This is a genomic window from Mycolicibacter senuensis (assembly GCF_002101885.1).
GTDB classification, from domain to species: Bacteria; Actinomycetota; Actinomycetes; order Mycobacteriales; family Mycobacteriaceae; genus Mycobacterium; species Mycobacterium senuense.
In genome coordinates, this window is the sequence record NZ_LQPS01000033.1 from 59,609 (window position 1) to 86,018 (window position 26,410).

Annotated in this window: 21 protein-coding genes and 1 pseudogene; 10 read left to right on the top strand and 12 right to left on the bottom strand. The window is 68.4% G+C overall.

Annotated features, from left to right (window positions below; translation table 11 throughout):
- Nucleotides 1-16: 16 nt before the first annotated feature.
- Nucleotides 17-1,087 carry an NAD(P)H-dependent amine dehydrogenase family protein gene (locus AWC24_RS09300; RefSeq protein ID WP_085084195.1) on the top strand — a complete coding sequence of 357 codons (1,071 nt, stop codon included), beginning with the start codon at nt 17-19 and terminating at the stop codon, nt 1,085-1,087.
- Here the strand turns inward: AWC24_RS09300 and meaB are convergent.
- The 5 genes and pseudogenes from meaB to AWC24_RS09325 form a co-directional block, all read right to left on the bottom strand.
- Nucleotides 1,084-1,962 (bottom strand): methylmalonyl Co-A mutase-associated GTPase MeaB, encoded by an 879-nt coding sequence (meaB, locus tag AWC24_RS09305; protein WP_085084197.1) that lies wholly within the window; start codon nt 1,960-1,962, stop codon nt 1,084-1,086. The two genes, AWC24_RS09300 and meaB, sit on opposite strands and share 4 nt — an antisense overlap.
- Nucleotides 1,963-1,970: 8 nt before the next feature.
- Entirely contained in the window at nt 1,971-2,738 is a 768-nt protein-coding gene (locus tag AWC24_RS09310) for an enoyl-CoA hydratase/isomerase family protein (protein WP_085084199.1), read from the bottom strand.
- A gap of 2 nt (nt 2,739-2,740) precedes the next feature.
- The gene (locus AWC24_RS09315; protein ID WP_085084201.1) at nt 2,741-3,841 is read right to left on the bottom strand and encodes an acyl-CoA dehydrogenase family protein; all 1,101 of its coding nucleotides are present in this window, start codon (nt 3,839-3,841) and stop codon (nt 2,741-2,743) included.
- On the bottom strand, nt 3,828-4,733 hold the full coding sequence (locus AWC24_RS09320; RefSeq protein WP_085084203.1) for an acyl-CoA dehydrogenase family protein: 906 nt from the start codon (nt 4,731-4,733) through the stop codon (nt 3,828-3,830). Before AWC24_RS09320 ends, AWC24_RS09315 begins: the two co-directional genes overlap by 14 nt.
- A pseudogene (locus AWC24_RS09325) lies at nt 4,717-6,157 on the bottom strand (class I adenylate-forming enzyme family protein); the annotation flags it as partial. The pseudogene AWC24_RS09325 and the gene AWC24_RS09320, both read right to left, overlap by 17 nt.
- Before the next feature lie 71 nt (nt 6,158-6,228).
- On the opposite strand from AWC24_RS09325, the gene AWC24_RS09330 reads away from it, so the two are divergent.
- On the top strand, nt 6,229-7,233 hold the full coding sequence (locus AWC24_RS09330; RefSeq protein ID WP_085084355.1) for a ferredoxin--NADP reductase: 1,005 nt from the start codon (nt 6,229-6,231) through the stop codon (nt 7,231-7,233).
- 41 nt (nt 7,234-7,274) lie between these two features.
- On the opposite strand, the gene AWC24_RS09335 is transcribed toward AWC24_RS09330, so the two are convergent.
- From AWC24_RS09335 to AWC24_RS09360, 6 genes are read right to left on the bottom strand one after another with little or no spacing between them, the layout of a single operon-like run.
- Complete coding sequence (locus AWC24_RS09335; RefSeq protein WP_085084207.1) at nt 7,275-8,705, bottom strand: aldehyde dehydrogenase family protein; 1,431 nt, start codon at nt 8,703-8,705, stop codon at nt 7,275-7,277.
- A 17-nt stretch (nt 8,706-8,722) separates the two neighbouring features.
- Nucleotides 8,723-9,673: an SDR family NAD(P)-dependent oxidoreductase gene (locus AWC24_RS09340; protein ID WP_085084209.1), complete on the bottom strand. Its 951-nt coding sequence runs from the start codon at nt 9,671-9,673 to the stop codon at nt 8,723-8,725.
- Nucleotides 9,670-10,506, bottom strand: a complete 837-nt coding sequence (locus AWC24_RS09345; RefSeq protein ID WP_085084211.1) for a TauD/TfdA dioxygenase family protein — start codon at nt 10,504-10,506, stop codon at nt 9,670-9,672. The genes AWC24_RS09340 and AWC24_RS09345 overlap by 4 nt, the downstream gene beginning before the upstream one ends.
- Nucleotides 10,503-12,347 (bottom strand): flavin-containing monooxygenase, encoded by a 1,845-nt coding sequence (locus AWC24_RS09350; protein WP_085084213.1) that lies wholly within the window; start codon nt 12,345-12,347, stop codon nt 10,503-10,505. Before AWC24_RS09350 ends, AWC24_RS09345 begins: the two co-directional genes overlap by 4 nt.
- Nucleotides 12,344-13,720, bottom strand: a complete 1,377-nt coding sequence (locus AWC24_RS09355; RefSeq protein WP_085084215.1) for an aromatic ring-hydroxylating oxygenase subunit alpha — start codon at nt 13,718-13,720, stop codon at nt 12,344-12,346. Before AWC24_RS09355 ends, AWC24_RS09350 begins: the two co-directional genes overlap by 4 nt.
- Nucleotides 13,720-14,574: an SDR family NAD(P)-dependent oxidoreductase gene (locus AWC24_RS09360; RefSeq protein WP_085084217.1), complete on the bottom strand. Its 855-nt coding sequence runs from the start codon at nt 14,572-14,574 to the stop codon at nt 13,720-13,722. Before AWC24_RS09360 ends, AWC24_RS09355 begins: the two co-directional genes overlap by 1 nt.
- Nucleotides 14,575-14,968: 394 nt before the next feature.
- Here AWC24_RS09360 and AWC24_RS09365 point away from each other — a divergent pair, with 394 nt between their 5' ends.
- From AWC24_RS09365 to pstA, 8 genes are all read left to right on the top strand, one after another.
- A complete protein-coding gene (locus tag AWC24_RS09365; protein WP_085084219.1) occupies nt 14,969-15,583 on the top strand; it encodes a TetR/AcrR family transcriptional regulator in 615 nt (204 codons plus the stop codon).
- 61 nt (nt 15,584-15,644) lie between these two features.
- Entirely contained in the window at nt 15,645-16,646 is a 1,002-nt protein-coding gene (locus AWC24_RS09370) for an acyl-ACP desaturase (protein ID WP_085084221.1), read from the top strand.
- 44 nt (nt 16,647-16,690) lie between these two features.
- Entirely contained in the window at nt 16,691-17,824 is a 1,134-nt protein-coding gene (dusB, locus tag AWC24_RS09375; protein WP_085084357.1) for a tRNA dihydrouridine synthase DusB, read from the top strand.
- A gap of 186 nt (nt 17,825-18,010) precedes the next feature.
- Complete coding sequence (locus AWC24_RS09380) at nt 18,011-20,380, top strand: LCP family protein (RefSeq protein WP_234807311.1); 2,370 nt, start codon at nt 18,011-18,013, stop codon at nt 20,378-20,380.
- Nucleotides 20,381-20,432: 52 nt separating this feature from the next.
- A complete protein-coding gene (gene phoU, locus AWC24_RS09385; RefSeq protein ID WP_085084225.1) occupies nt 20,433-21,101 on the top strand; it encodes a phosphate signaling complex protein PhoU in 669 nt (222 codons plus the stop codon).
- A gap of 188 nt (nt 21,102-21,289) precedes the next feature.
- Nucleotides 21,290-22,405 (top strand): phosphate ABC transporter substrate-binding protein PstS, encoded by a 1,116-nt coding sequence (gene pstS, locus AWC24_RS09390; RefSeq protein ID WP_085084227.1) that lies wholly within the window; start codon nt 21,290-21,292, stop codon nt 22,403-22,405.
- 42 nt (nt 22,406-22,447) lie between these two features.
- Nucleotides 22,448-23,422, top strand: a complete 975-nt coding sequence (pstC, locus tag AWC24_RS09395; protein ID WP_174813695.1) for a phosphate ABC transporter permease subunit PstC — start codon at nt 22,448-22,450, stop codon at nt 23,420-23,422.
- Nucleotides 23,419-24,324: a phosphate ABC transporter permease PstA gene (pstA, locus tag AWC24_RS09400; protein WP_085084229.1), complete on the top strand. Its 906-nt coding sequence runs from the start codon at nt 23,419-23,421 to the stop codon at nt 24,322-24,324. Before pstC ends, pstA begins: the two co-directional genes overlap by 4 nt.
- Before the next feature lie 12 nt (nt 24,325-24,336).
- On the opposite strand, the gene AWC24_RS09405 is transcribed toward pstA, so the two are convergent.
- Nucleotides 24,337-26,379, bottom strand: coding sequence for a serine/threonine-protein kinase PknD (locus AWC24_RS09405; protein WP_234807312.1), 2,043 nt, complete (start codon nt 26,377-26,379; stop codon nt 24,337-24,339).
- Nucleotides 26,380-26,410: the final 31 nt, after the last annotated feature.

Sequence of the window (26,410 nt, forward strand, 5' to 3'; positions counted from 1 at the left end):
AGACAAGGTGATACATATGGCGACCGTCCCCTATCGGATCGTCCAGTGGACGACGGGCAACGTCGGCAAGAGTTCCGTCCGGGCGATCGCCGCCAGTCCCGACTACGAACTCGTCGGAGCGTTCGCATGGTCTGATGACAAGGTCGGCCGCGACGCGGGCGAACTGGTCGGCATCGATCCGCTCGGGATCCCGGCCACCAACGACACCGCGGCGCTGCTGGCACTGAAGCCCGACTGCGTGGTCTACAACCCGATGTGGATCAACGTCGACGAACTGGTGGAGATCCTGTCGGCGGGCGTCAACGTCGTGACGTCGGCGTCGTTCATCACCGGTCACAACCTCGGCGACGACCGGGCCCGCCTCGAGGAGGCGTGCCGCAAGGGCGGCGCCACGCTGTTCGGTTCCGGCGTCAGCCCGGGCTTCGCCGAACTGCTGGCCATCGTGGCGGCGACGGCCTGCGACCGGGTCGACAAGATCACCATCACCGAAACGGCCGACACCACGCTCTACGACTCCCCCGACACCGAGCGTCCGGTGGGCTTCGGCGCCGCCATCGACGACCCGGACCTGGCGCCGATGGCCGGCAAGGGCACCGCGGTGTTCGCCGAGGCGGTGCAGCTGGTCGCGGACGCGATCGGCGTCGAGCTCGACGAGATCACCTGTGTGTCCGAATACGCGCAGACCACCGAAGATCTGGCGATGGCGTCGTGGACCATCCCGGCGGGCCACGTCGCGGGTGTGTTCGCCAGCTGGCGGGGCATCGCGGGCGGCGAGACGGTGATCGACATCAATGTGCGGTGGCGCAAAGGCCAGACGCTGCAACCAGATTGGCAGCTCGACGGGGACGGCTGGAAGATCACCATCGACGGCCGCCCGACGGTCAACATGCAGGTCGGTTTCACACCGCCGCCGGACATGATCGCCTCGGCGACGTCGATCGACGATTTCTTCGAGCTCGGCCACATCATGACCGCGATGCCGCCGATCAATGCCATCCCGGCGGTGGTGGCCGCCGAACCGGGCATCGCCACCTACAACGACCTGCCGCTGCACCTGCCGCGCTGGCCGGCCCGCAACCGGACCTAGAACTCCTCCGGCGACAACAGCCGCTCCGCCGCCGAATACGGGTCGTCGCTGCCGTCGACGACCGACTCGGCGAGTCTGTTGAGCCCCGGGTGGGACCGCAGCCGGGTCTGTGCCAACGACAGGATCTGCGACCGCGCCCGCGCCAGCCGGCGCTCCCGACTGTCGGTGCGGTGGTGGGCCTCGATGGTGTCGACCAGCTCACCGAGCCCCTCGCCCCGCGCGGCGATCAGGGTGAGTATCGGTGCGCCGGTGTGCTTCAGCTCGACCCGGAGGTCACGTACGGTCTGTTGCGCGCCTTCGCGGTCGGCCTTGTTGACCACCACGATGTCGGCCACCTCCAGCAGTCCGGCCTTGGCGGCCTGCACCGCGTCGCCGGCGCCCGGATTGAGCACGACGATGGTGGGGGCGGCAATCGCGGCGATCTCGATCTCGGACTGGCCCACCCCGACCGACTCCAGCAGCAGCACGTCGTAGCCGAGCCCGGCCAGCAACTGGATGGCCGCGGGCACCGCTTCGGCCAGCCCGCCCAGGTGGCCGCGGGAGGCCACCGAGCGGATCAGCACCGCCGGATCGTTGATGTGCGCAGCCATCCGGATGCGATCGCCCAGCAGCGCGCCGCCGCTGAACGGCGAGGACGGGTCGACGGCCAGCACCGCCACCCGCATGTCCCGTTCGCGGTATGCCCCGACCAGGGCCGCGATCGTGGTGGACTTGCCGGCGCCGGGCGGCCCGGTCACCCCGATGACCCGGGTGGTGGCGGGCCCCACGGCGGAGAGCACCTCGGTGCGCCGGCCGCTTTCGACCAGGCTGAGCAGCCGCCCGGTGGCACGCACCGAGCCGTCCCGCGCCGCGGCGAGCAACTCGGCGATCTGCATCAGCGGGGTCAATTCTTCTTCGCGATGAGCCGATCGATGATGGCGTTGAAGTCGTCGGTCATAAACGACTGGTCCTCGGCCATGTTCGCGAAGTCCAGGGTGGCCAGCACCGCCCGCTCCAGGTGGATGTTGAGCAGCCGCTTGGTGCTCTCCACCGCCTGGCGGGGCAGTTCGATGATGCGCTTGGCACACGAGATCGCCTCGGCCACCGGGTCTTCCACCACGTGGTTGGCCAGGCCGAGCTCTACCGCCCGGGCGGCCGGAATACGGGCCCCGGTCAGGGCATACTCCTTGGCCTGCAGCAGGCTCATCTGCAGCGGCCAGGTCAGCGGGCCCCCGTCGGCGGCGACCAGGCCGACCTGCACGTGCGGATCCGCGAGATAGGCGCCTTCGGCCATGTAGACGATGTCGCTGAGCGCCACCAGGCTGCAGCCCAGCCCGACGGCGGGCCCGTTGACCGCGGCAATCACCGGGGTGCGGCAGCGCGCCATACCCAGCACGATCTCCCGGCCGTGCGCAATCGTCCTGGCCCGCAACTTCTCGTCGCGGCGGATCTCGTCGAGGTAGGTGAAATCGCCGCCGGCGGAGAACGCCCGTCCGTTGCCGGTCAGCACCGCGGCCCGGGCATCGTGATCCTCATCGAGCTGGACCCACAGCTTCGCCAGACCGGTGTGCAGCGCGTCGTTGACGGCGTTGAGCGCATCGGGACGGTTGAGCGTGATGATCCGCAACGGACCGTCGGCGCGCACGTCGATTTCAGCAGGCATGTCGTACATGTCTAAACTCCCAATCCCAGGATTCGGCCGGCAACGATGTTCTTCTGAATCTGCGAGGTCCCGCCCATCACACTCTGGGCCCGACTGTAAAGGTAGGCGCTGAGCAGGTCGGGGTCGTCGACGCCGCCGACCGCCAGCGCGGCGTGGCCGACGGACTGTTCCACCCAGGTCATCAGCAACTTGTCCAGCGAACCCTCGGGGCCGTGCGAGAGCCCGTCGAGCTGTTCGGACAGCCGCCGGCGGACGTGCAGCCGCAGCATCTCGGTTTCCACTGCCGCCCAAGCCAATTCCTCGGGCACGTCGGCGCCGTCCTGACCCACGCGAGCCGCCATCTGGCGAACCAGTTTGCCGTAGCGGGCGGAGTACCCCAGCGTCGACGGCTCACGCTCGTGGCCGACCACGGTCATCGCCAGCTTCCACCCCTCGCCCGGTTCTCCCACCATCTGACTGGCCGGGACCGTGGCGCCGTCGAAGAGCACCTGCCCGAATTCGGTGGTCACACCGTTGATCATCTGCAGCGGCCGCTGGGAGATGCCGGGCTGGTGCATGGAGATGATGAACGCCGAGATACCGCGGTGCCGCGGCGCGTCCTTGTCGGTGCGGGCCAGCAGCAGGCACCAATCGGCGACGTCGGAGTAGCTGGTCCAGATCTTGTGGCCGGCAATGACATAGTCGTCACCGTCGCGGGTCGCGGTGGTGGTCAGCGACGCCAGGTCCGAGCCGGCTCCGGGCTCGGAGAACCCCTGGCACCAGCGCTGGGTGCCGTCGATCATCCCAGGCAGGAATCGTTGCTGCAGTTCCTTGCTCGCGTGGCGGCCCAGTCCGACGACCAGGTAGCCCAGGCTCGGCCGCGGCGGGGCGCCGGCGGCGGCCAGTTCCTCGTCGACGATCACGTCGTAGACCGGTGCCAGCTCCTGGCCGCCGTATTCGCGGGGCCAGGACACCCCGAAGAAGCCGGCGCCGTAGAGGGCCTGATGCCATTCCCCCTGGCGCTCCCAGTACTCGTCGTCGCCCGCGGCGGGGAAGGTGTCGGCCCGCTCGGCCAGCCAGGTCCGAAGCCGGTTGCGGAAGTCGGCCTCGGCGGGCGAGTCACGAAAGTCCATCAGCGATCTCCCTTATCGTCACGGGCCACAGGCCGGTCGAGGTCAGCGCGCGCCGAAGGTACACGTGCGCCAGGCATTCCCAGGTGTTGCCGATACCGCCGTGCACCTGGATCGCGGTCTCGCAGACCGTCCGGGCGGTGCGGGCGCAATAGATCTTGGCGATGCGGGCGGCACGCACCGCGTCGGCCGCGTCGGCCTCGTCGACCGCCCAGGCGGCGTGCCGCAACACGCTCACCGAGCCCTCGATCAGCGCCAGGCCCTCGGCGAGCAGATGGGCGATGGCCTGATAACTGCCGATCGGTTTGCCGTACTGTTCCCGGATCTTGGCGTAGTCGCACGCCAGCGCGTGCGCGCCGCGCGCGGTGCCGATCAGATCGGCGCCGGTGGTCACCAGCGCCAGCGCGTGGGCGGCCGCGGCGTCCTCGGCGCTGAGCTCGCCGACCTGGCGCGGCTCACCGGCCAGTTCGGCGCCGGGCCGGGTCAAGTCGGCTCCGCACCGCAGCGCACCGAGCGGGGCGGTCAGCACCGCGTGCTCGCGCACCGTGACGGCCTGCTCGGCCCCGCGGGCGTCGACGGCGCTCTGGTGGTGGGTGACGGTGGCCGGTTCTGCTCCCAGCTTCACGTGCCGGACCAGGTCGTCGGCGAGCACCGGACCGAGGAACGGCACGTCCACCAGGCCGCGACCGAACTCCTCGGCCACGATGGCCACTTCCACGCCGGACGCTCCGTCGGAGCGCAGCTCGCGCCAACCCGTCTGGACGACAGCCTTTTCCAGCCGGGCCACTCGACCGGCATCGTCGAGTTCTGCGACCGAGCCGGGCCCCAGATCGTCGGCGAGCTTCGCCGCGGCCTCCCGCAGTTGTCGCTGCTCGGCGTTCAGCCGGACATCCATAGGCGCTCCTTCAGTAGTCGACGCAACAGCTTTCCGGACGGCAGCCGGGGTATCTCGGGAACGATCACCAGCCGGCGCGGATGCTTGTAGGAGGCGAGCCGACCGGCCACCAGCTCGGTCAGCTCGGCCTCGGGGACCGGGGCGCGCAGTGCGACCGCTGCCACGACGGCCTCCCCGTCGCGCTCGTCGGGCACCCCGAACACTCCGCAGTCGGCGACGGCGGGGTGCTCGTGCAACACCGCCTCGATTTCGGCGGGGGCCACCTGGAAGCCGCGCACCTTGATCATCTCCTTGCAGCGGTCGGTGATCCGCAACCAACCGTCGGCGTCGAGATAGCCGACATCGCCGGTGTGAAACCACCCGTCGCGCACCACTTCCGGCGTGGCCTCGTCCGGGAGATAGCCGGCCATCAAGGACTCCGAACGGGCCAGGATCTCGCCGGGGACGCCCGGCGGCAGCGGTTCGCCGGTGGCCAGGTCCACCACCTGCAGCTGCACCCCGGGGACCGGGCGGCCGACGGTATCCAACACCGCGTCGTTCCCGCCGGCTCCGTCGGTCGGGCTGCAGGCCAGCACCGGCAGTTCGCTGGTGCCGTACGCCGGCACCCAGCCGACCCCGGTGCGCCGGGTGACCTCCTCGGCGACGGCGGCGGTGATGGGGGTGGCGCCCCACATGATGTACCGCAGCGACGACAGGTCGAACGATTCCAGCTCGGGGTGCGCGGCGATGGCCAGCGCGATCGGCGCCACCGCCATCTCCACCGTGATCCGGTCTTCGCCGATCGTTGCCAGCATCACGTCGACGTCGAAGCGGCGGTGCAGCCGCACCTGCGCCCCGACGCTCAGCGCGGTCAGGATGTTGAGCAGGCCGAGGATGTGCGACGGCGGGGTCACCACCTGAATCCGGTCATCGGCGGTCAATCCCAGCGCATCCCGCCAGTGCCGCACCCCCGCGGCCAGCGAGGCGTGGGTGTGGCGGACCGCTTTGGGCAGGCCGGTGGTACCGGAACTGAATACCAGCAGCGCGTCGGCGTCGGGCGGCGGTGGATCACCCTCCCAGGTTCCGGCCGGAATCTCGGCCGTCACGTCATCGAGGTGGCGCATCGGCATCAGCTCGGCCAGCACCGGGTGGTCGCCGAGCGCATAGCGGGGCCGGGTCAGCGCCAGCGCGTTCGCCACCTCGTCGCGCTTCCAGGCGGGACTGATCAGGGCGGCCACCGCCCCGAGACGCCAGATGGCCTGCACGGCGACGACGAACTCCGGCCGGTTCGACGCCATCAGCGCGACCCGATCACCGGCCGTCACGCCGTCGCCGGCCAGCGCGGCCGCCAGTGCGCCGGCCCGCGCGTCGAGCTCCGGCAGGGGTAACTGCCGGTCCTCGAACGTGAGCGTCGCGGTGGCTGCCGCACCCAACCCAGAAGACATTTGAGAAGATCCTATCGGTTTGAGAGAATACTATTCTCTGTAACGAAGAACGCAAACCGGAAGGGGTGGTCATGGCGGTCACTCAAATTTTCCAACGGGCGACCGTGACCCGCATCGTCAAGGAGACCGCTGACGCGTACACGTTCGTGCTGGACCCGCACGAGGGGTCGTTCCCCTACCGGGCCGGTCAGTACTCGACATTCCAGGTACACGTCGACGGCGAGGAGCTCTACCGGTCCTACTCCATGTCGAGCGCCCCGGAGACCGACACCGAGCTGATGACCACGGTCAAGCGGGTGCCCGGCGGGAAGGTGTCGAACTGGTTGCTGGACAACCTCGCCGAAGGCGACGAGTTGACCATGACCCGCGCGGCGGGGACCTTCTGCCTGGACTCCTCGGACTCCCCGCTGCTGGGATTCTCCGGCGGCAGCGGCATCACGCCGATCCTGTCGCTGGCCAAGAGCGCGCTGGCCACCACCGACCGCACGGTGCGGCTGCTCTGCGCCGACCGCGACGCCTCGGCGGCGATCTTCGACGACGCGCTGAGCGAACTCGCCGCCCGCTATCCCGGCCGGCTGTCGGTGCAGCGGCATCGCGACGCCGAGGACGGGCTGCTCGACGCGGCCGGCGTCGCCGCGTTCGTCGGCGCGGACACCGGGGCCGACTGCTATCTGTGCGGCCCGGAGGGATTCATGGCTGTGGTGCGCGAGTCCTGGCCCGGGCCGGGACGGCTGTTCGTCGAGGACTTCGAAGTGGCGACCGCACCGGCGGCACCGCTCGGCGCCGGCACCGCGGCCGAGGTGACCGGGACGGTGACGATTCACCTCGGGCGCAAGAAGGAGTCGGTGCCGCGGGTCGCCGGCGAGACCCTGCTGGAGAGCGCCCGGCGGGCCGGGCTGGCACCGCCGTTCTCCTGCGAGGCCGGCAACTGCGGCACCTGCATCGCCCACATCAGCGAGGGCAGCGCGAAGATGATCGCCAACACCGCACTCGACGACGACGAGGTCGCCGACGGCTACATCCTGACCTGCCAGGGTGTCCCCGAGGGCGGCTCGATCACCGTCCACTACGAGTAGTCATCGAATAGTCGTGCCAGGCCGGGCCCGGCCACCGGTTGTCAGCCGGCGGCGGCCCCGTAGCCCAACGTGCTCTTGATCTCCAGATATTCGTGGAAACCGGCATCGCTCCACTCGCGGCCGTTACCGCTGCGCTTGTAGCCGCCGAACGGTGCGTTCATGTCGAAGGCGTGGTTGATCGCCACCGAGCCGGCCCGGATCCGGCGGGCGATGCCGCGTGCGGCGTCGAGGTCGGCGCCCGATATGTAGCCGGCCAGGCCGTAGTCGGTGTCGTTGGCGATCTCGACGGCCTCGTCCAGGTCGTCATAGCCGAGGATGCACAGCACCGGGCCGAAGATCTCTTCGCGCGCGATCGTCATCTGGTTGTTCACGTGCCCGAATACCGTCGGCCGCACGAAGTAGCCGCTGTCGAGCCCGTCGGGCCGGCCCGCGCCGCCGGCGGCGACGGTCGCGCCCTCGGCGATGCCCTGCTCGATCAGGCCCTGCACCTTGGCGAACTGCGCCGCCGAGGCCACCGGGCCGATCGCCTTGGCGTCGGCGGGGTCGCCCACCTTCACCTGCTCGGCGACCGCCTTGGCGATCGCGATGGCCTCGTCCATCCGGGAGTTGGGCACCAGCATCCGCGACGGCGCATTGCAGCTCTGCCCGGAGTTGACCATCATGACCGACACGCCCGCCGTCACGCTGGCGGCGAACGCATCGTCGTCGAGCACGATGTTGGGGCTCTTGCCGCCGAGTTCCTGGGTCACCCGCTTCACCGTCGGCGCGGCGTTCTCGGCCACTGCGACACCGGCCCGGGTCGAACCGGTGAACGACACCATGTCGACATCGCGATGTTGCGCCAGGGCAACCCCGACGCCGGGCCCGTCGCCGTTGACCATGTTGTAGACGCCGGCCGGGACGCCCGCGGCGGCCATGATCTCGGTGAAGATGTAGGCCGAGAACGGCGCGACCTCCGAGGGTTTGAGCACCATGGTGCAACCGGTCGCCAGCGCCGGATAGACCTTCACCGCGATCTGGTTCAGCGGCCAGTTCCACGGGGTGATGAGACCGCAGACCCCGATCGGCTCCCGCACCACCAGGGTGTCGCCGCGCTGTTCTTCGAACGCGAAGTTCTTCAGCGCCTCGATCGCGGTGAGCATGTGGCCGAGCCCGAGCTGCACCTGGGTTCCTGCAGCCAGCGCCGGCGGCGCCCCGATCTCCTCGTGCACCGCATCGCCGAGATCACCGCTGCGGCGCTGATATTCGGCCAGGATCGACTGCAGCAGATCCAGGCGCTCGGTACGGCTGCTCTGCGACCAGCCGGGAAACGCCCGCCGTGCCGCGGCGACGGCACGGTCGACGTCGGCGGCCGAACCGAGTGCGATCTTGCCGGCGACCTGCTCGGTGGCCGGGTTCTCGACGTCGAGGGTGTTGAGCTCGACCGGGTCCACCCACTGGCCGTCGATGTAGAACTTGAGGTATTCGCGCATCACTACACTCCTTTGAACTACCGGGTTCCCTGGGTCTCATCGGGCGCCTGGCCGGGGTGGGCCAGGCCGAAGCTGTATCGGATGTGGTCGGCGTGGCCGTCCGGCACCACCGGGAAGATCACCGGCGCCGTGACGTCCCGGATCTCCTCGATTCGTTCGGCGACCTCGTCGAGTGTCCACGACGGCTGGTAGACGCCGGGGCTCTCGGCCACCACCGCCCGGGCCACCCGGCCCGCCAGCGCGATCAGCACTTCGCCGGTGACCGAGCAGGATTCGTGTGCGAGCCAACCGACCACCGGCGCGACCAGATCCGGTTCCATCGGCGGGTAGCCGGAGGTGTCGATCCCCTCGGCCATCCGCGTCACCGCCGCCGGCACCACAACGTTGCACCGGACACCGGCGGGCGCCCCCTCCAGCGCCACGACATTGCTCAGCCCGATCACTCCGGCCTTCGCGGCCGCATAGTTGGCCACGCACGAGTTGCCGTAGAGGCCACCGATCGACGAGGTCAACACGATGCGACCGTATCCCGCGTCACACATCACCGGGAAGGCCGGGCGCACCACGTGGAAGGCCCCCCGCAGGTGCACGTCGAGGACGGCGTCGAAATCTTCCGAACTCATCTCCCGCAACGAGCCCCGCCGGACGTTGCCGGCGTTGTGGATCACCGCGTCGAGCCGGCCGTAGTGCTGCAGCGCCGCCGCGATGATGTCCCGGCCGCCCTGCGGTGTCGCGACCGACGCGGTGCAGGCGATCGCGTCGCCGCCGGCGTCGCGGATCTCGGCGGCCACCGCCTCGGCGGGATCCTCGCGCACGCCTTCCCCGCTGAGGTCGGCCCCGGTGTCGTTGACCACGACACGCCCGCCCCGCTCGGCCAGCAGCTGCGCGTAGGCACGACCCAGCCCCCGCCCGGCGCCGGTCACCACGGCGACCCGGCCATGGAAGTTCAGCGGCTGCCCTGTGCTCAAGCGAAGGGTTCCTCACCGGCGAGCTTGGTGCGGCGCAGCATCCGGCCCGAGTCGGGGTCGTACGGCAGCGCCCGGTGCATCGTGCCGGTGTTGTCCCACATGACCAGATCACCGACCGACCATTGGTGGCGGTAGACGAACTGCGGCTGGGTTGCCCAATCCCGGAGCCGCACCAGGGTTTTGACGCCCTCGGAGTACTCCATGCCGACGACGTTGCTCGCGGTGCAGCCCAGGATCAGCGATTTGCGCCCGCTGCGGTGCGTCCAGACCACCGGCAGCTCGGTCTGGCCGATCGCCATCATCTGCCGCAGTGTCGCGAAGTCGGGCTCGGGATCGTGGTAGAGCAGCGAGTTCCAGGCGGAGTGCATCGCACGCAGCGACGCGATCTGGCCCTTGTCGTCTTCGGGCAGCTCCTCGTAGGCGGCATAGGTGTTGCAGAACTCGGTGTCACCGCCGCCGCCGGCGGGCAGCACCTTGCTGGACAGCAGCGAGGCAAGGATCGGCACCTGGTTCATGGTGCCGTCCAGGTGCCAGTAGAAGGAGCCTTTGAGGTAGTCGGCCTGCTTGTTGACCTTGGTGTCCAGGGTGACGTCGTAGACGGCCTCGCCGTCTCGCTCGGGTGCCAGCGTGCCCAGCGTTTCGGTGAAGGCGACCTGTTCGGCGTCGGTGAACCCGATCTGCGGGAACACCAGCACGCCGCGCTGTTCGAGCAGCTCGCGGATCGCCCCGGCATGCTCGCCGCTCAGCAGCGCCTCCTTGCCGGCGCGGACCTCGGTTCCGATGCGCTCGGTGAGGTCGCGTATCGACAACGTGGTCGTCGTCTTCGATGTCACTGCAGCTCCATACCTTTCAGGTCGCCCGCCTCGCGCCACTGCTTCAGCAGATCATCGAAGGCGTAGAAGCCCGGGGAGTACACCTCGCCCAGGAACGAGCGGCCGCCGTCGCCGAACCCCCGGCCTTCGTTGTTGTAATAGCCGGGCGTGCATGACAAGTCGAACGCCGAGTTGTCGAATGCCAACTCCCGGATGGTGTTCACCCAGGCGTCCTGGCCCTCTTGACTGGGCTCGACGACCGTCGCTTTCCGGTTGAGGGCCTCGGCGATGACGTAGGCGATGTGCTCGGCCTGTTGCTCGAACATCGCGGTGGTGTTGGCGGACACGCCGCCCTGGATGAAACCGGTGTGGAACTGGTTGGGGAATCCGCGGCTGGCCATCCCGTGCAGCGTCTGGAACCCGTCGCGCCAGTGGTCGAACAGCGATACCCCGTCGCGGCCCTCGATGACGTCGATCGCGTACCGGCGGCTGATCTCCGTGGAGATCTCGAAACCACTGGCGAAGATGACGCAGTCGACCTCGTACTCGACTCCGCCCGCGACAATACCCTTCTCCGTGAGTTTTTCGATGCCCTTGGACTCGGCCACATCGACCAGCGTGACGTTGGGCCGATTGAACGCCGGCAGGTAGGTGTCGCTGGAGGTCGGGCGCTTACACATGAACCGGTAATACGGCTTGAGCGCCTCGGCGGTCTGCGGATCCTCGACGATGTCGGCGATCCGGCGACGCAGCCGCTCCATGATCTTGTAGTCCTCTTCTTCCCGCATCGCCATGATCTCCTCGACGCCCAGCGCCGTCGGGTCGGGACTGGCGCCGATGCGAGCGGTCAGGTTGCGGCCCAACTCGGTCCAGAAGTCGCACACCATGTCGGGGGCGTCGAACACCACGCCCTCGAACGGCGACCAGCGGTGAAAGTTGCGCTTGCGCTCGGCCTGCCAGCCCGGCTGCAGCGACGCGGCCCACTGCGGGTCGGTGGGCTCGTTGCCGCGGAAGTCGACCGACGACGGTGTGCGCTGGAAAACGTAGAGCTGCTTGGCGTCCCGGCCCAGATGCGGGACGAGTTGCACGCCCGTCGCGCCGGTGCCGACCAGCGCCACACGCTTGTCGGCCAGCTTGTCCAGGCCACCGTTCGCGTCGCCGCCGGTGTAGTCGTAATCCCAGCGGGCCGAGTGGAAGACATGGCCGCCGGCGTTCATGAAGTCCGTGATGCCCGCGATGCCGGGCAACTTGGGCCGGTTGTAGGAGCCCTGCGCCATCACCACGAAACGCGCCCGCAGGTCATCGCCCCGGTTCGTCGTCAGCCGCCAGCGCCTGATCTCCTCGTCCCAGCGGACGGTGCGTACCTGGGTCGAGAAGATCGCCCCGTCATAGAGGCCGAAGTGCTTGCCGATGTTCTGGCAATGCTGGAATATCTCGGCGCCGTCGGCGAACTTCTTGGACGGCATGAAGTCGAGCTCTTCGAGCATCGGGACATAGCAGTAGGCGTCGTTGTCGCACTGGATTCCGGGGAAGCGGTTCCAGTACCAGACGCCGCCGAAGTCGCCGCCCATCTCGATGACCCGCACGTCGCGCACGCCGGCCTTCTTCAGGTAGGCGCCGGCCAGCAGTCCGGCGATGCCACCGCCGAGGACCGCGACTTCGATGTCGGCGTCGATGGGGTCACGCGGAGTCACCGCGGTGTGCGGATCGACCTCGGCGAACTCCACGAAGTCGTCTTTGAGTTCAAGGTACTGACTCGAGCCCTCGGGGCGAATGCGTTTGGCCCGCTCGGCGGCGTACTTCTCCCGGGTCGCCTCGATGTCGAAGTCATCCGGGGTCTGGGTCGGCCGGCAGTCCGTCATCGATCGTTTCCTGTCGGGATCTGCTCGGGCTCGCCGGCGGCCATGTACTTCGCCAGCTGGTGGTGCAGGTTGACGATGGCGCGCTCCCGGTAGGGATTGGGTCTGGCGCCCTGGTAGCCAAGGGATTTCATCCCCTGCTGCACGGCGGCCATGTTGGAGAAGTCCTGCGGCAGCACCGATCGCCACCGCGGGTCGCCCACCGGGGTGTACTCCCAGCGGGTCTGCGGCGCTTCGTCTTTGGGGAAGAGTTCGAACACCGCGACCTCGAAGATGCACTTGTCCGGGTTGTAACTGGGATGCGGCCGGGCGCTGTAACACAGCGCGCTGGTGAGACCCTGGCCGATCTGAAAGTTCGGGAAGATCTGCCACGCGGTGCCGGCCTGCCCGAGCACGTCGGCCGAGATCGTGGGCCAGATGACGCCGCGGGCTTCGTCGTCGCGGCGCGCCGAGGCCAGCCAGTGTTCGAGCACCTTGTCCGCCGGGGTCCCCTCGGGAAGCTCGTCGACCAGTCGCTTGGCGGCATTGACCAGCGTCGTCGTGGTGGTGGCGTTGGTCTCCTCCATGGTGTAGATCTGCATCTCCGCGGTCGACACCCGAGGGTCGGCGCCGGTGCCCAGCCGGATCTTGGACTTGGTGGTCTCCAGATCCGCGGGCGCGTCGTAGCCGATGTTGCTGTGCTTGCCCTGCACCTTGGCCCAGCCCTTGAACTCGCCGAACCTGTTGAACTCCGGGTGGGTCGTATAGACGTGGTAGGTCTCGTTGAAGGCCTCCATCGCGACCTTCCAGTTGCAGTCGAATTCCAGCCACTTGCGCCACTTGTAGCGCATGTTCTCCAGGCCGAACGGTTCGAGGATCTTCGCGGCGGGGAACAGGTAGTCGGCCAGTGATTCGCAGTCCGCGTCCATGTTGATCCAGACCCAGCCACCCCAGGTGTCGACGCGCACCGGGCGCAGGTGGGTGTTCTCCGGGGTCAGCGTGCCCTGCCAGTCGTCTTGCTCGCGGATGTGGGTGCAGGCGCCGTCCAGGCCGTAGCTCCAGCCGTGGAAGCCGCAGACGAACGACTTGCGGGTGCGCGCGCAGGCGTTCTTCTCCCCGGCCGGGGTGTCGACCAACCGGCGGCCGCGGTGCATGCAGACGTTGTGATGCGCTGCAAAGGCGTCCGGTGCGGTGCGCACCACGATGATCGAGTCGTCGAGGATGTCATAGGTGAGGTAGCTGCCCACCTCGGGCAGGTCTTCGACCCGGCCGGCCTGTTGCCACACCTTGCGCCACAGCTTGTCCCGTTCGGCGCGGGCGTAGTCGCCGCAGGTATAGGCCTCGACGCCGATCGTCATCGGTTGCGAGAGTTCTTCGGCCGCTTGCGGATCGGTCATCACATCCTCCTTATCGCCGCACGGAAGGTGTCGTCTTTGAGGAACAGCGAGGTATTGTCGGCGGCCAGGTGACTCCACTTGAGGTCGAGCCCGCCGTCGACCAGCAGGGTTTGGCCGGTGATGTAGCTGGACAGCTCGGACAGCAGGAACAGGATCGGCCCGGCTTGTTCCTCGGGCCGGCCGCGGCGTCCCATCGCGATCGCCTGCCGGTCGCGCTCGGAGTCGTCGTCGACGTAGGTGGCCGATGCCGCGGTCTCGGTGACGCCCGGAGCCACCGCATTGACCCGGATCCGGGTGGCCGCCAACTCGAGGGCCATGGTGCGGGTCATCGCCACGACGCCGGCTTTGGCGGTGCCGTAGGCGATGTGGAACGGCGCGGTGTTCATCCCGCTGATCGAGGAGATCGACACGATCGAGCCCGGCAGCTGCTGCGCCACCAGTTCGGCGGCGACCGCGCGACTCATGAAGAACGTCGTTTCCAGGTTGTGCGCGAAGATCTCCCGCCAATCCGAGCGGGCCACCCGGGTCGAGGGCATCCAGGTCGAGGGCGCCGCCCCGCCGGCGACGTTGACCAGCCCGTAGAGCTGCCCGTCGGCGCTGCGCGCCGCGTCCAGCACCGCGGCGACGCCGTCGTCGGTGCCGGCGTCGGCGGCCACCGGCACCACCGGCAGGCCGGCGGCGGCCAACGGCCCGATGTGCTCGTCGAGGTTGTCCGCCGAGCGGCTCACCGCGATCACCGTGGCGCCGGCCTGCGCGGCCATCGCGGTGACCGTCGTGCCGATGCCGCCGCCACCGGCTCCCGACACGACGACGACACGGCCATCAAGGCTCAGCAGGCTGGTGTGATCCGCCATGACCCGCCTTCTCCTGGCACAAGCAGCAGATCCGCACTCCCGGCTGGCAAGCTGAGGCACCGGGTATGCGGATTTGTCCGGACAACATACGTGATTCTTCGTTCTGAAGAACACTATTCCGCAGCACGATGGGCACAGTCAAGGGCAGAGCCGCGCCGCCTGGCGGTTTTATTGTCTGGACTAACGCGCCGAGCCCGGAGCGCCTGCCGCGGCGCGGCGGGCCCACCCTGCGCACGACGTCGACCTTCGGGCCGGCCCGGTCCGCCTGTCGACCGGCGCCGAACCGGGGTGAATCACCGCCGGACGAAGACGCCCCACCCCCGCCTTGCGTCATGATGGAACTCGGCAAGCGCAGGAACGACCACCATCGTTGCCCGACCCTAGGAGAGCTGAAGTGCCGTCCGGTCACCGCCGGGGCCGCTGGTCCGGGGTCCCACTCGAGGAACGCCCGGCCCTGCGCCGGGACGAATTCATCGAGGCCGGCGTCGGGCTGCTCGGCGGCGAGAGCGGACCCACGCTGACCATCCGGTCGCTCTGCCGCGCCGCCGCGCTGACCGAACGCTACTTCTACGAGAGTTTCACCGACCGCGACGAATTCGTCCGCGCGGTCTACGACGACGTGTGTACCCGCGCGATGACGACACTGCTGTCGGCACAGACGCCGCGAGCGGCCGTGGAAGCCTTCGTCACGTTGATGGTCGACGACCCGGTGCGCGGCCGGGTGCTACTGCTCGCCCCGGCGACCGAGCCGGTGCTGACCCACTCCGGCGCCCAATGGATGCCCAACTTCATCGGGATGCTGCAGCGCAAACTCACCCGGATCGGCGATCCGTCCCTTCAGCACATGGTCGCGACCGGGTTGATCGGCGCGCTGACGGCCCTGTTCAGCGCCTACCTGGACGGGCGGCTCGCAGCCACCCGCAGCGAGTTCATCGACTTCTGCGTCGACATGCTGCTCAATACCGGCCGGCCCGAAGACGGCGGCGACAACACGCCCGCGCGAACTTGATGTCACCGGAAGACACAGATATATTGCCTGCAACTAGCGGACACAGATACCAGGAGCTGTTATGGCGCGTGAGTGGACCGATCTGGAGCTGCTGCACGAACTCGAGCCCGTCGTCGAGAATGCGGTCAACCGGCACTTCTCCATGACCAAGGACTGGAATCCCCACGACTACGTCCCCTGGTCGGAGGGCAAGAACTACTACGCCCTCGGCGGGCAGGACTGGGACATCGAGCAGTCGAAACTGTCCGAAGTCGCCCGGACGGCCATGGTGCAGAACCTGCTGACCGAGGACAACCTGCCCTCCTACCACCGCGAGATCGCGATGAACTTCACCATGGACGCCCCGTGGGGCACCTGGGTGAACCGGTGGACCGCCGAGGAGAACCGGCACGGCATCGCGCTGCGTGACTACCTCGTGGTGACCCGCAACTGCGACCCGATCGAGCTGGAAACCCTGCGGATGGAGACCGTCAACCGCGGCTTCAGCCCAGGCCAGAACCAGCAGGTCTCCGGCGACCTGTTCGCCAAGAGCCTGTTCGACTCGGTCGTCTACGTGACCTTCCAGGAGCTCGCCACGCGCATCTCGCACCGCAACACCGGCCGGGCCTGCAACGACCCCGTGGCCGATCAGCTGCTGGCCCGGATCTCGGCCGACGAGAACCTGCACATGATCTTCTACCGCGACATCAGCGCAGCCGGTTTCGACATCGCGCCGGAGCAGGCGATGTACTCGCTGCACCGGGTGCTGGCCAACTTCCAGATGCCCGGGTACGTGGTCCCGGAGTTCCGCCGCAAGGCGGTGATCATCGCCGTCGGCGGTGTTTACGACCCGCGCATCCACCTGGACGACGTGGTGATGCCGGTGCTGAAGAAGTGGCGCATCCTCGAACGAGACTTCACCGGCGAAGCGGCCCGCTACCAGGACGAGATCGGCAAGATCGTCGCCGAACTGGAACAGACGTGCGAGAAGTTCGAGGTGGCCAAGCAGCGCAGGCTCGAGCGTGAGGCCAAGGTGGCCGAGAAGCGCGCCGCCAAGAAGGAATTCGCCTCATCAGCGCCGTAGTCGGCGGCAGCGGCGGTAACGTGCTGACCGCACAGCGTCGCGGACTGCGGATCGGTTCGCTCACCCTCGCCAGCCCGGTGGTGCTGGCCCCGATGGCCGGCGTGACCAACGTCGCCTTCCGCACACTCTGCCGCGAGCTGGAACAGTCCCGGGCCGGAACGGTCAGCGGGCTCTACGTGTGCGAGATGGTGACCGCTCGCGCGCTCGTCGAGCGCCACCCGGCCACCCTGCACATGACGACGTTCTCCCCCGCGGAGTCACCGCGCTCGCTGCAGCTCTACACCGTGGACCCGGACACCACCTACGCCGCGGCGAAGATGATCGCCGACGAAGGCCTGGCCGACCACATCGACATGAACTTCGGCTGCCCGGTGCCCAAAGTGACCCGGCAGGGCGGCGGATCGGCGCTGCCCTACAAGCGCCGGCTGTTCGGCAACATCGTCGCGGCCGCGGTCAGAGGAGCCGGCAGCGCCAATATCCCGGTGACCGTGAAATTCCGCATCGGGATCGACGAGACCACCCACACCCACCTCGACGCCGGACGTATCGCCGAGGCCGAGGGCGCCGCGGCGGTGGCCCTACACGCCCGGACAGCGGCGCAGCGCTACTCCGGCACGGCCGACTGGGAGCAGATCGCCGCGCTCAAGGCGCAGGTGCGTTCGATTCCGGTGCTCGGCAACGGAGACATCTTCGAGGCGGGCGACGCCCTGGCCATGATGGCAGCGACCGGCTGCGACGGCGTCGTCATCGGCCGCGGCTGTCTCGGGCGCCCGTGGCTGTTCGGCGAACTGTCCGCGGCCTTCGCGGGCCGCCCCACCCCGACCCCGCCCACGCTGGGCGAGGTCGCCGGCATCATCCGCCGCCACGGCGAACTGCTGGCATCGCACTTCGGCGAGAACAAAGGCATGCGGGAGATCCGCAAGCATGTGGCCTGGTACCTGCACGGGTTTCCGGCCGGCTCGGAGTTGCGGCGCGGGCTGGCAATGGTCACGAGGCTGGCCGAACTCGACGCGCTGCTCGAGCAGCTCGACGGATCGATCCCGTTCCCGGCCGCCGCGACCGGACCCCGCGGTCGGCAGGGCTCACCGGCCAAGGTCACCCTTCCCGAGGGTTGGCTCGCCGACCCCGACGACTGCACGGTGCCGAGCGGAGCTGACATTATGCACTCGGGTGGCTGAAATGAGACGTTCTCGACATCGCGTGTCTGGAAACTTCTCAGTAGAATAAGTAGCTTGTTGCCCCAGGGGGTTGTTCCCCCCTGCGGGGGCGGAAACAGGCACGGAGAATCAACGGCGATCACCCGTGCCAGGCTGACGTCGTGATCGACGCCCGTCAGTCCCGAAGACTCGGAGGCCCGTGAGGACATGAGTGACGGCGATAGCGCCACTCCTGGACGCTGGCCCGGAGAGGGCCGGGACGACGGTGACCATCAGCTGATGACGATGACGCCGCCCGGACCCGCGCCGTGGGAGCGCTGGCAGACTCCGGCCGACGACCCCCCGCCGGCCGCGCGCCGGCCGGCCGCCGCAGGCCGCCGCCACCGCGGTGACGGCTCGGTGACCGTGGCCGACCTGATCGCCAAGGTCAACGGCGGTGTTCCGCCGTCCGGCGGCCGCAGCCAGCGCCGTACCGCCACCGTCGCCCCGGGATCCGCCGAACCTGCCGAACCCACGGGGGCCCTGGGAACCGACGAGCCCCTGGAAGCCGCCCCCGACCAGGAACCGGAAGCCCGGGCAGCCCTCGCGCCCACCGACGTGCCGGATTCCACCACCGACATCGCGGCGGTGGCCTTGCCCTCGGAGTTGCCCGACCTCGACCGGATTCACGGCACGCAATACGGCGACCCCGGCGAAACCGGCTGGCCCGACGACTGGGCCGGGTTCGAGCCCACCACCGAACTACCGGGTTCATTCGGCAGTCCCAGCTTCGCCTCTCCTCCGTCGAGCCTCGCTGAACCGCCGGGTTCATTCGGCAGTCCCAGCTTCGCCTCTCCGCCGTCGAGCCTCGCTGAACCGCCGGGTTCATTCGGCAGTCCCAGCTTCGCCTCTCCTCCGTCGAGCCTCGCTGAACCGCCGGACGTGGTCCGCGAGCTGCCGCCGGTGCGGAGCGACCCGCCGGGGCACGACGAGCTTGAATCCGACGAACCGCGGCCGCGCAAGACCGGTCGCGGGGCGCTGCTGGCCGGCCGGGCGATGGCGGCCATGATGGCGGTTCTCGCGCTGGTGCTGACCGGGTCGGCCTGGCAGTGGAGCACCTCGAAGAACCGCAGTCTCAACCACGTCAGCGCGCTGGACCCCAACTCGCACGACATCCTCGACGCCGCCGGACAGTACGGTGACGAGAACTTCCTGATCGTCGGCGCCGACACCCGGGCCGGGGCCAACAGCAATATCGGCGCCGGCAGCACCGAGGACGCCGAGGGCGCCCGGTCCGACACGATCATGCTGGTCAACATCCCGGCGAACCGTAAACGCGTGGTGGTGGTGTCCTTCCCGCGCGACTTGGCGATCACGCCGATCCAGTGTGAGACCTGGAATCCCGCGACCGGCGCCTACGGCGCGATCTACGACGAGGACACCGGCACCTACAGCGACGACACGGTCTACACCGAGACGAAGCTGAACTCGACGTACGCCTTCGGCGGCCCGAAGTGTCTGGTCAAGGAGATCCAGAAGCTCTCCGGGCTGGCGGTCAACCGCTTCATGGCCGTCGACTTCGTCGGTTTCGGCAAGATGGTCGACGCGTTGGGCGGGGTCGAGGTGTGCACCCCCAGCCCGCTCTACGACCTCGAATTGGGCAGCGTGCTGGAGAACAGCGGCCGACAGCGGGTCAACGGCGCGACCGCACTGAGCTACGTGCGGGCCCGCAACGTCACCACCGAGGACAACGGCGACTACGGCCGGATCAAACGCCAGCAGCTGTTCTTGTCGTCGCTGCTGCGCTCGCTGATCTCCACCAACACCTTCTTCTCGCCGACCAAGCTCAACAATGTGGTCAACATGTTCATCGGCGACAGCTACGTGGACAACGTCAAGACCAAAGACCTGGTAAACCTGGGTCAGTCGCTGCAGAAGGTGTCCGCCGGCCACATCACCTTCGTCACCGTGCCGACCAGTGAGACCGACGAGAACGGCGACGAGGTCCCGCGGATGGACGACATGCGGGCGCTGTTCGACGCCATCATCAACGACGACCCGCTGCCCGGCGAGAACGACCACAACGCCACGTCGGCCCCCACCACCGCGACCAGCCCCACCCCGCATTCCACCCTGGCCGCGGCGGCACCGGCCAGCCCGGCCGCCCAGCCGCACAGCGAGCAGGTCCGGGCGGTCACCACCTCCCCCGGCGAGGTCACCGTGCGGGTGTCCAACGCTACCGACCAGTCCGGCCTGGCCGCCGCCACCTCCGAGGGCCTGCAGCACTGGGGCTTCGACGTCGACAGCGCCGACGACTACCCGGCAACGGTCAAGACCACCAAAGTGCTGTACTCCCCGGGCAATGAGCAGGCCGCCGCCACGGTGGCCTCAGCGCTGACGGGCGCGCCGATCGAACGGGTGACCGGGCTGGGCGGCATCGTGCGAGTAGTGCTGGGCGCGGATTTCCGCGCCGTCAGCAGGCCTGCGGTCACCGGCTCGCAGATCAATGTGCAACTCAACCGGGGCGCCAGCGTCGAACCCACCGAGCTGCCCGACGACCTGACGGTCACCAACGCCGCCGACACCACCTGCGAGTAGACGCGGCTGCGGCGCGCACCCGCTGTGCCCGGTCCGGGTTAGTCTTGAGGGCATGCGAACCGCCTACCACGAGCAACTCTCGGACTTGGCCGAACAGCTCGGCCAGATGTGCGGCCTGGCCGGAATCGCCATGGAACGTGCCACCCGGGCCCTGCTGCAGGCCGACCTGGTGGTGGCCGAGCAGGTGATCACCGACCACGAGAAGATCGCCGCGATGAGCGCGCGCGCCGAGGAGAGCGCTTTCGTGCTGCTGGCGTTGCAGGCACCGGTGGCCGGGGACCTGCGGGCCATCGTCAGCTCCATCCAGATGGTCGCCGACATCGACCGGATGGGCGCGCTGGCGCTGCACGTCGCCAAGATCGCCCGCCGCCGGCACCCCCAACACGCCCTGCCCGAAGAGGTGAACGGATACTTCGCCGAAATGGGCAGGGTGGCAGTCGAATTGGGAAATAGTGCACAAGAGGTGCTGCTGTCTCGGGACCCGGAGAAAGCCGCCCGGATCCGCGAAGAAGACGATGCGATGGACGACCTGCACCGGCATCTGTTCTCGGTGATGATGGACAAGGAGTGGCGGCACGGCGTCGCGGCGGCCGTCGACGTGACCTTGCTCGGCCGGTTCTACGAACGGTTTGCCGACCACGCCGTGGAGGTGGCCCGCCGGGTGATCTTCCAGGCGACCGGCAAGTTCCCCGACGAGAACACCCTCCCCCCGCCCGACTAGGACTGCTGCCCGCCAGATCAGGTTTTCGGGGCGATTTTCAAGAGGAATATCATCCTTTTTTTTAACAGCAGGCGTTAGTCTGCTGGCAGCCCGCGTCGTGGTTGCTCCGTGCGGTTTTCGCGGCCGGGCCGATCCGGTGATACAGCGGGTGTATTCCTCAACCCTGATTCGACCCGAAAGGCCCCGAGATGACACGGAACCGTTACGGCGCTGCGCTGGGCATTCTGGCGGCCGGCACGCTGGCACTGTCCGGCTGCGGCAGCGACCCCAACAGCAGCTCCCCCGGCGCCGCTTCCCCCGGAGGTTCGTCTGCCGACAGCGACTGCGGCGGCACCGAGACGCTGAAGGCAAGCGGATCCACAGCCCAGCAGAACGCCATGGCCAGATTCGTCAAGACGTTCATCGCAGAGTGCCCCGACCAGACGGTGAACTACACCGCCAACGGGTCCGGCGCCGGCATCCGGGAATTCGTCGGCGGCCAGACCGATTTCGCCGGCACCGACGTGCCGCTCAGCGCCGATGAGTACGCCCAGGCCCAACAGCGCTGCGAGTCCCCGGCCTGGAACCTGCCCGCGGTGTTCGGTCCGATCGCCATCACCTACAACATCGCCGGTGTCGACAATCTGATTCTCGACGGCCCGACCGTCGCAAAGATCTTCAACGGCGCCGTCACCAGCTGGGACGACCCCGCGGTGAAAGACCTCAACCCCGGCGCCGCACTACCGGCCGCACCCATCCATGTGGTGTTCCGCAGCGACGAGTCCGGCACCACCGACAACTTCCAGAAGTATCTGGAGGGCGCCTCCGATGGCGCATGGGGCAAGGGCACCGGGAAGTCATTCAACGGCGGCGTCGGCGAGGGCGCCAAGGGCAACGACGGCACCGCGGCCGCGATCAGCACCACCGAAGGCGCCATCACCTACAACGAGTGGTCGTTCGCCCAGGCCAAGAACCTGCCCACCGCGCAGATCATCACGTCGGCCGGTCCGGAACCCGTCGCGATCAGCGCCGAATCGGTCGGCAAGACGATCGCCGGAGCCACCATCAAAGGCGAGGGCAACGATCTGGTGCTCGACACCGCGTCGTTCTACAAGCCCAGTAACGCCGGCTCGTACCCGATAGTGCTCGCCACCTACGAAGTGGTCTGCTCCAAGTACCCCGACGCCGAGGTGGGCACCGCCGTGCGGATGTTCCTGAAATCGACTATCACCTCAGGGCAATTCGGCCTCGACGAGTACGGTTACGTGCCGATCCCGGACGCGTTCAAGCCGCGCCTGACGACCGCAGTCGACGCCATCGAGTGATCCTGCACCACCGATCACCGCGGTCTCGAGGGTGTTGTCGCCATGGCCGATAACACCTCGGAATCGTCGGTGCCCGTACCGCTCCCCCGCAAGAGCGGGTCCGGCGGGGAACGGATCTTCCGCGCGGTCGCACTGTCGGCCGGTTCGACGGTCGTCGTCGCGATCGCGCTGATCGCCATCTTCCTGCTGATCCGCGCCGTACCGTCACTGCAAGCCAACAACGCGAACTTCTTCACCACCGCAACCTTCAGCACCGGCGGCACCGACGGTCTGGCGTTCGGTATCCGGGACCTGCTGGTGGTGACGGTATTGACCTCACTGCTCGCATTGGCGGTGGCGGTGCCGATCTCGATCAGCATCGCGATCTTCCTCACCCGCTATGCACCGCGGCAGCTGTCCCGGCCGTGCGGCATCGTCATCGACCTGTTGGCGGCGGTCCCGTCCATCATCTTCGGGCTGTGGGGGATCTTCGTGCTGGCGCCGATGCTCTATCCGGTGACGAAGTTTCTCAATCAGCACCTGGGCTGGGTGTTCCTGTTCGCCAAGGGCAACGTGTCACTGGCCGGCGGCGGAACCATCTTCACCGCGGGCATCGTGCTGGCGGTGATGATCCTGCCGATCATCACCTCGGTGTCCCGGGAGGTGTTCCGGCAGGCCCCGACCGCGCACATCGAGGCGGCTCAGGCGCTGGGGGCAACCAGGTGGGAGGTGGTGCGGATCGTGGTGCTGCCCTACGGCCGCAGCGGCATCATCGCCGCGTCGATGTTGGGGCTGGGCCGCGCCCTGGGCGAAACGATCGCCATGCTGATCATCTTGCGGGCGGCTCCCCGGCCCGGCAACTGGTCGCTGTTCGACGGCGGGTACACCTTCGCGTCCAAGATCGCTTCCGCCGCATCGGAGTTCAGTGCCCCGCTGCCGACCGGCGCCTACATCGCCGCCGGCTTCGCGCTGTTCGTACTGACCTTCGTCGTCAATGCCGCCGCGCGCGCGGTGGCCGGCGGAAAGGTCAACGGATGAGCGCCACCGCACTGACCGCACCGGTCAAGTCCCGGGTGAGCAGCCACATCAGCATCAGGCGCCGGATCAAAGACCGCTTCGCCGCGCTGATATTCGTGCTCTCGTTCGGCATCGCGACGGTGCCGCTGATCTGGCTGCTGTGGGTGGTGATCGCGCGCGGCTGGCGGGCAGTCGTCCACGCGTCCTGGTGGACCCACTCGCTGCGCGGCATCTTGCCCGACGAACTGGCCGGCGGGGTGTATCACGCGTTGTACGGAACGCTGGTGCAGGCCGGGGTCGCCGCTGCACTGGCGGTCCCGCTCGGCCTGATGACCGCGATATACCTGGTCGAGTACGGGTCGGGCTGGTGGGCCCGGTTGACCACGTTCATGGTCGACGTGCTCGCCGGGGTCCCGTCGATCGTCGCCTCGCTGTTCGTCTTCAGTCTGTGGATCGCCACCCTGGGCTTCGAGCAGAGCGCGCTGGCGGTTTCGCTGGCACTGGTGCTGCTGATGCTGCCCATCGTGGTGCGATCCGCCGAGGAGATGCTTCGCCTGGTCCCCGACGAGCTGCGCGAGGCCAGTTACGCGTTGGGGGTGCCGAAGTGGAAGACGATCATCCGGATCGTGATTCCGACCGCCCTGTCAGGAATCCTGTCCGGAACCTTTCTGGCGCTGGCCAGAATCATCGGTGAGACCGCCCCGGTGCTGGTCCTGGTCGGCTACAGCCGCTCGATCAACTACGACATCCTCCACGACAACATGGCCTCGCTACCGCTGCTGATCTACAGCGAGCTCGCCAACCCGGAGGCCGCCGGCCACACCCGGGTGTGGGGCGCGGCCCTGACCCTGATCATCGTGGTGGCGCTCAGCGCCGCCATGGCCGCGGTGGCGACCCGGCTCACCTCGGTCCGCCAGCGCTGACCGGCCGAACCGCTATGAGCCGGCAGCCAGCTTGACCACCCGGTTGTTGCCGCGGTCAGCCACGTACAACGCGCCCTCGGCGTCGACCACCACCTGCAACGGGGTGTTGAGGCCGACGAACGGCAACTTGGTCTGGTTGTTGGTCACCACGTCCAGCTTCATCACCTTGTGGTTCTCGTGGTTGGTGACGTAGACGTTGTCGGCGCGGTCGACCGAGACGCCCCACGGGGAGGACAGCCCGGTGAACGGAAGGTCCGTCTGGGCGTTCGACCCGGCGCTCAGCCGCACCACCCGGTCGTTGTCGGTGTCGGTGACGTAGACGTTCCCGCTGCTGTCGACGGCCACGTCGTCGGGATGGCGCAGCCCGGTGAAGGGCAGCACGACCTGCGCGTCGGCGCCGGCCGGCAACTTGACCACCCGGTTATTACCCCGGTCGGCGACGTAGACACTGCCCTGAGCGTCCACCGTCACCCCCTCGGGATAGTCGAGCCCGGCGAACGGCAGTTCGCTCTGTTCGCCGGTGTCGGCCGCCAACTTCACCACCCGGTTGTTGAAGTCACTGACATAGATCGAGCCGTCGCTGGCCACGGCCACCCCCTGCGGCTCGTAGAGGCCGGTGAACGGCAGCACTTCCGGGTTGGTCGAGCCCGGCGCCAGCTTCAGCACCCGGCCGTACATGCTCTGGTTGGTGATGTACAAGTTGCCGTCACCGTCGAGCGCCAGGCCACCCGGGGACAACCGGAAGCTCAGCCCGTCCAACGCCACGACGCTCTGCCCATCCACCGAGGCGGCATTCGTCGCACTCGACTCACGGGTGAGCGCATACCCACCTGCCACGCCCACCACGGCGAGCACCAGCGCCGCCACGGCGGCCGGCAGCAGCCACTTGCGCCGGCGCCGGTGCGGTGCCGCCGCGGCGAACGACCGGCTCTCGAATCGTTCCGGCGCCGGCCGCTCCCGCCATGACTCGGCGACCGCGGGGCGGGCCATGGTCGCGTCGGATCCGCCGATCTGCCCGGGACCGGGTCCGCCCCTCTGCCCGGGACCGGGATAGCCGCCGTTGGGACGGTCGGTTCCGCCGCCGACCGCGACTCCGGCAACGCTGACCGCGCGATCGGCTTCCTCACCCCGCCGGACGATCATGGCGGCCCGATGCTGCTCCGCGACCGTCAGCGCGTCGTGCGCGGCGTGGGCCAGATCGCCGGCGCTGCTGTAGCGGTCCCACGGGTTCTTCGCCATGCCCCGGGCGACCACCTGGTCGAGGGCTATCGGCACGACCCCGGGCCGCAATTGACTGGGCCGCGGCGGCGGCTCCATCAGGTGCGCGGTGATCAGCCGCTCGACGCTGTCGACCCGGAACGGCGGCACACCGGTCAGGCACTCGTTGAGCACACAGGCCAGCGAATAGATGTCGGACCGGTAGGTGACCTCGTCGGCGCCGAACCGTTCCGGCGCCATGTAGTTGTAGGTGCCCAGCGCGGTACCGGTCTGGGTCAGTCCCGGATCGGTCGCGGCGCGGGCGATGCCGAAGTCGACCAGGTAGGCGAAATCACGATGGGTGATCAGGATGTTCTCCGGCTTGACATCACGGTGCGTCACGCCGTTGCCGTGGGCGGCGTCGAGGGCGGCGGCCACCTGATCGATGATGGCCACCGCTCGGGCCGGGTTCATCGGACCGGAGCGCCGCAGCACGGCGGCCAGGTCATCGCCGTCGATCAATTGCATCGCGACGAACATCTGACCGTCGATCTCGCCGTAGTCGTGGATGGGCACCACGTGCGGTTCCCTGAGCTGTCCCGCCGCGTCCGCCTCCCGTTGCATTCGGGCCCGAAACCTCGGGTCACCCGACAGCGGCGGCGAGATCAGCTTCAGCGCCACCGACCGATGTTTGCGGACGTCTTCGGCTTCGTAGACCTCGCCCATCCCGCCACGACCCAGCAGTCGCAGCAGCCGGTAGGGCCCGAATTGCGTACCTACCGCCGAACTCGCCTCACGACTGTCCACGACACTCCCTCCGACCCGGCCACGCCACCGGCGTGACCCGTTCTGCGGCATGACCGCAGCGACCTCCCAGATGAAGGGCAGG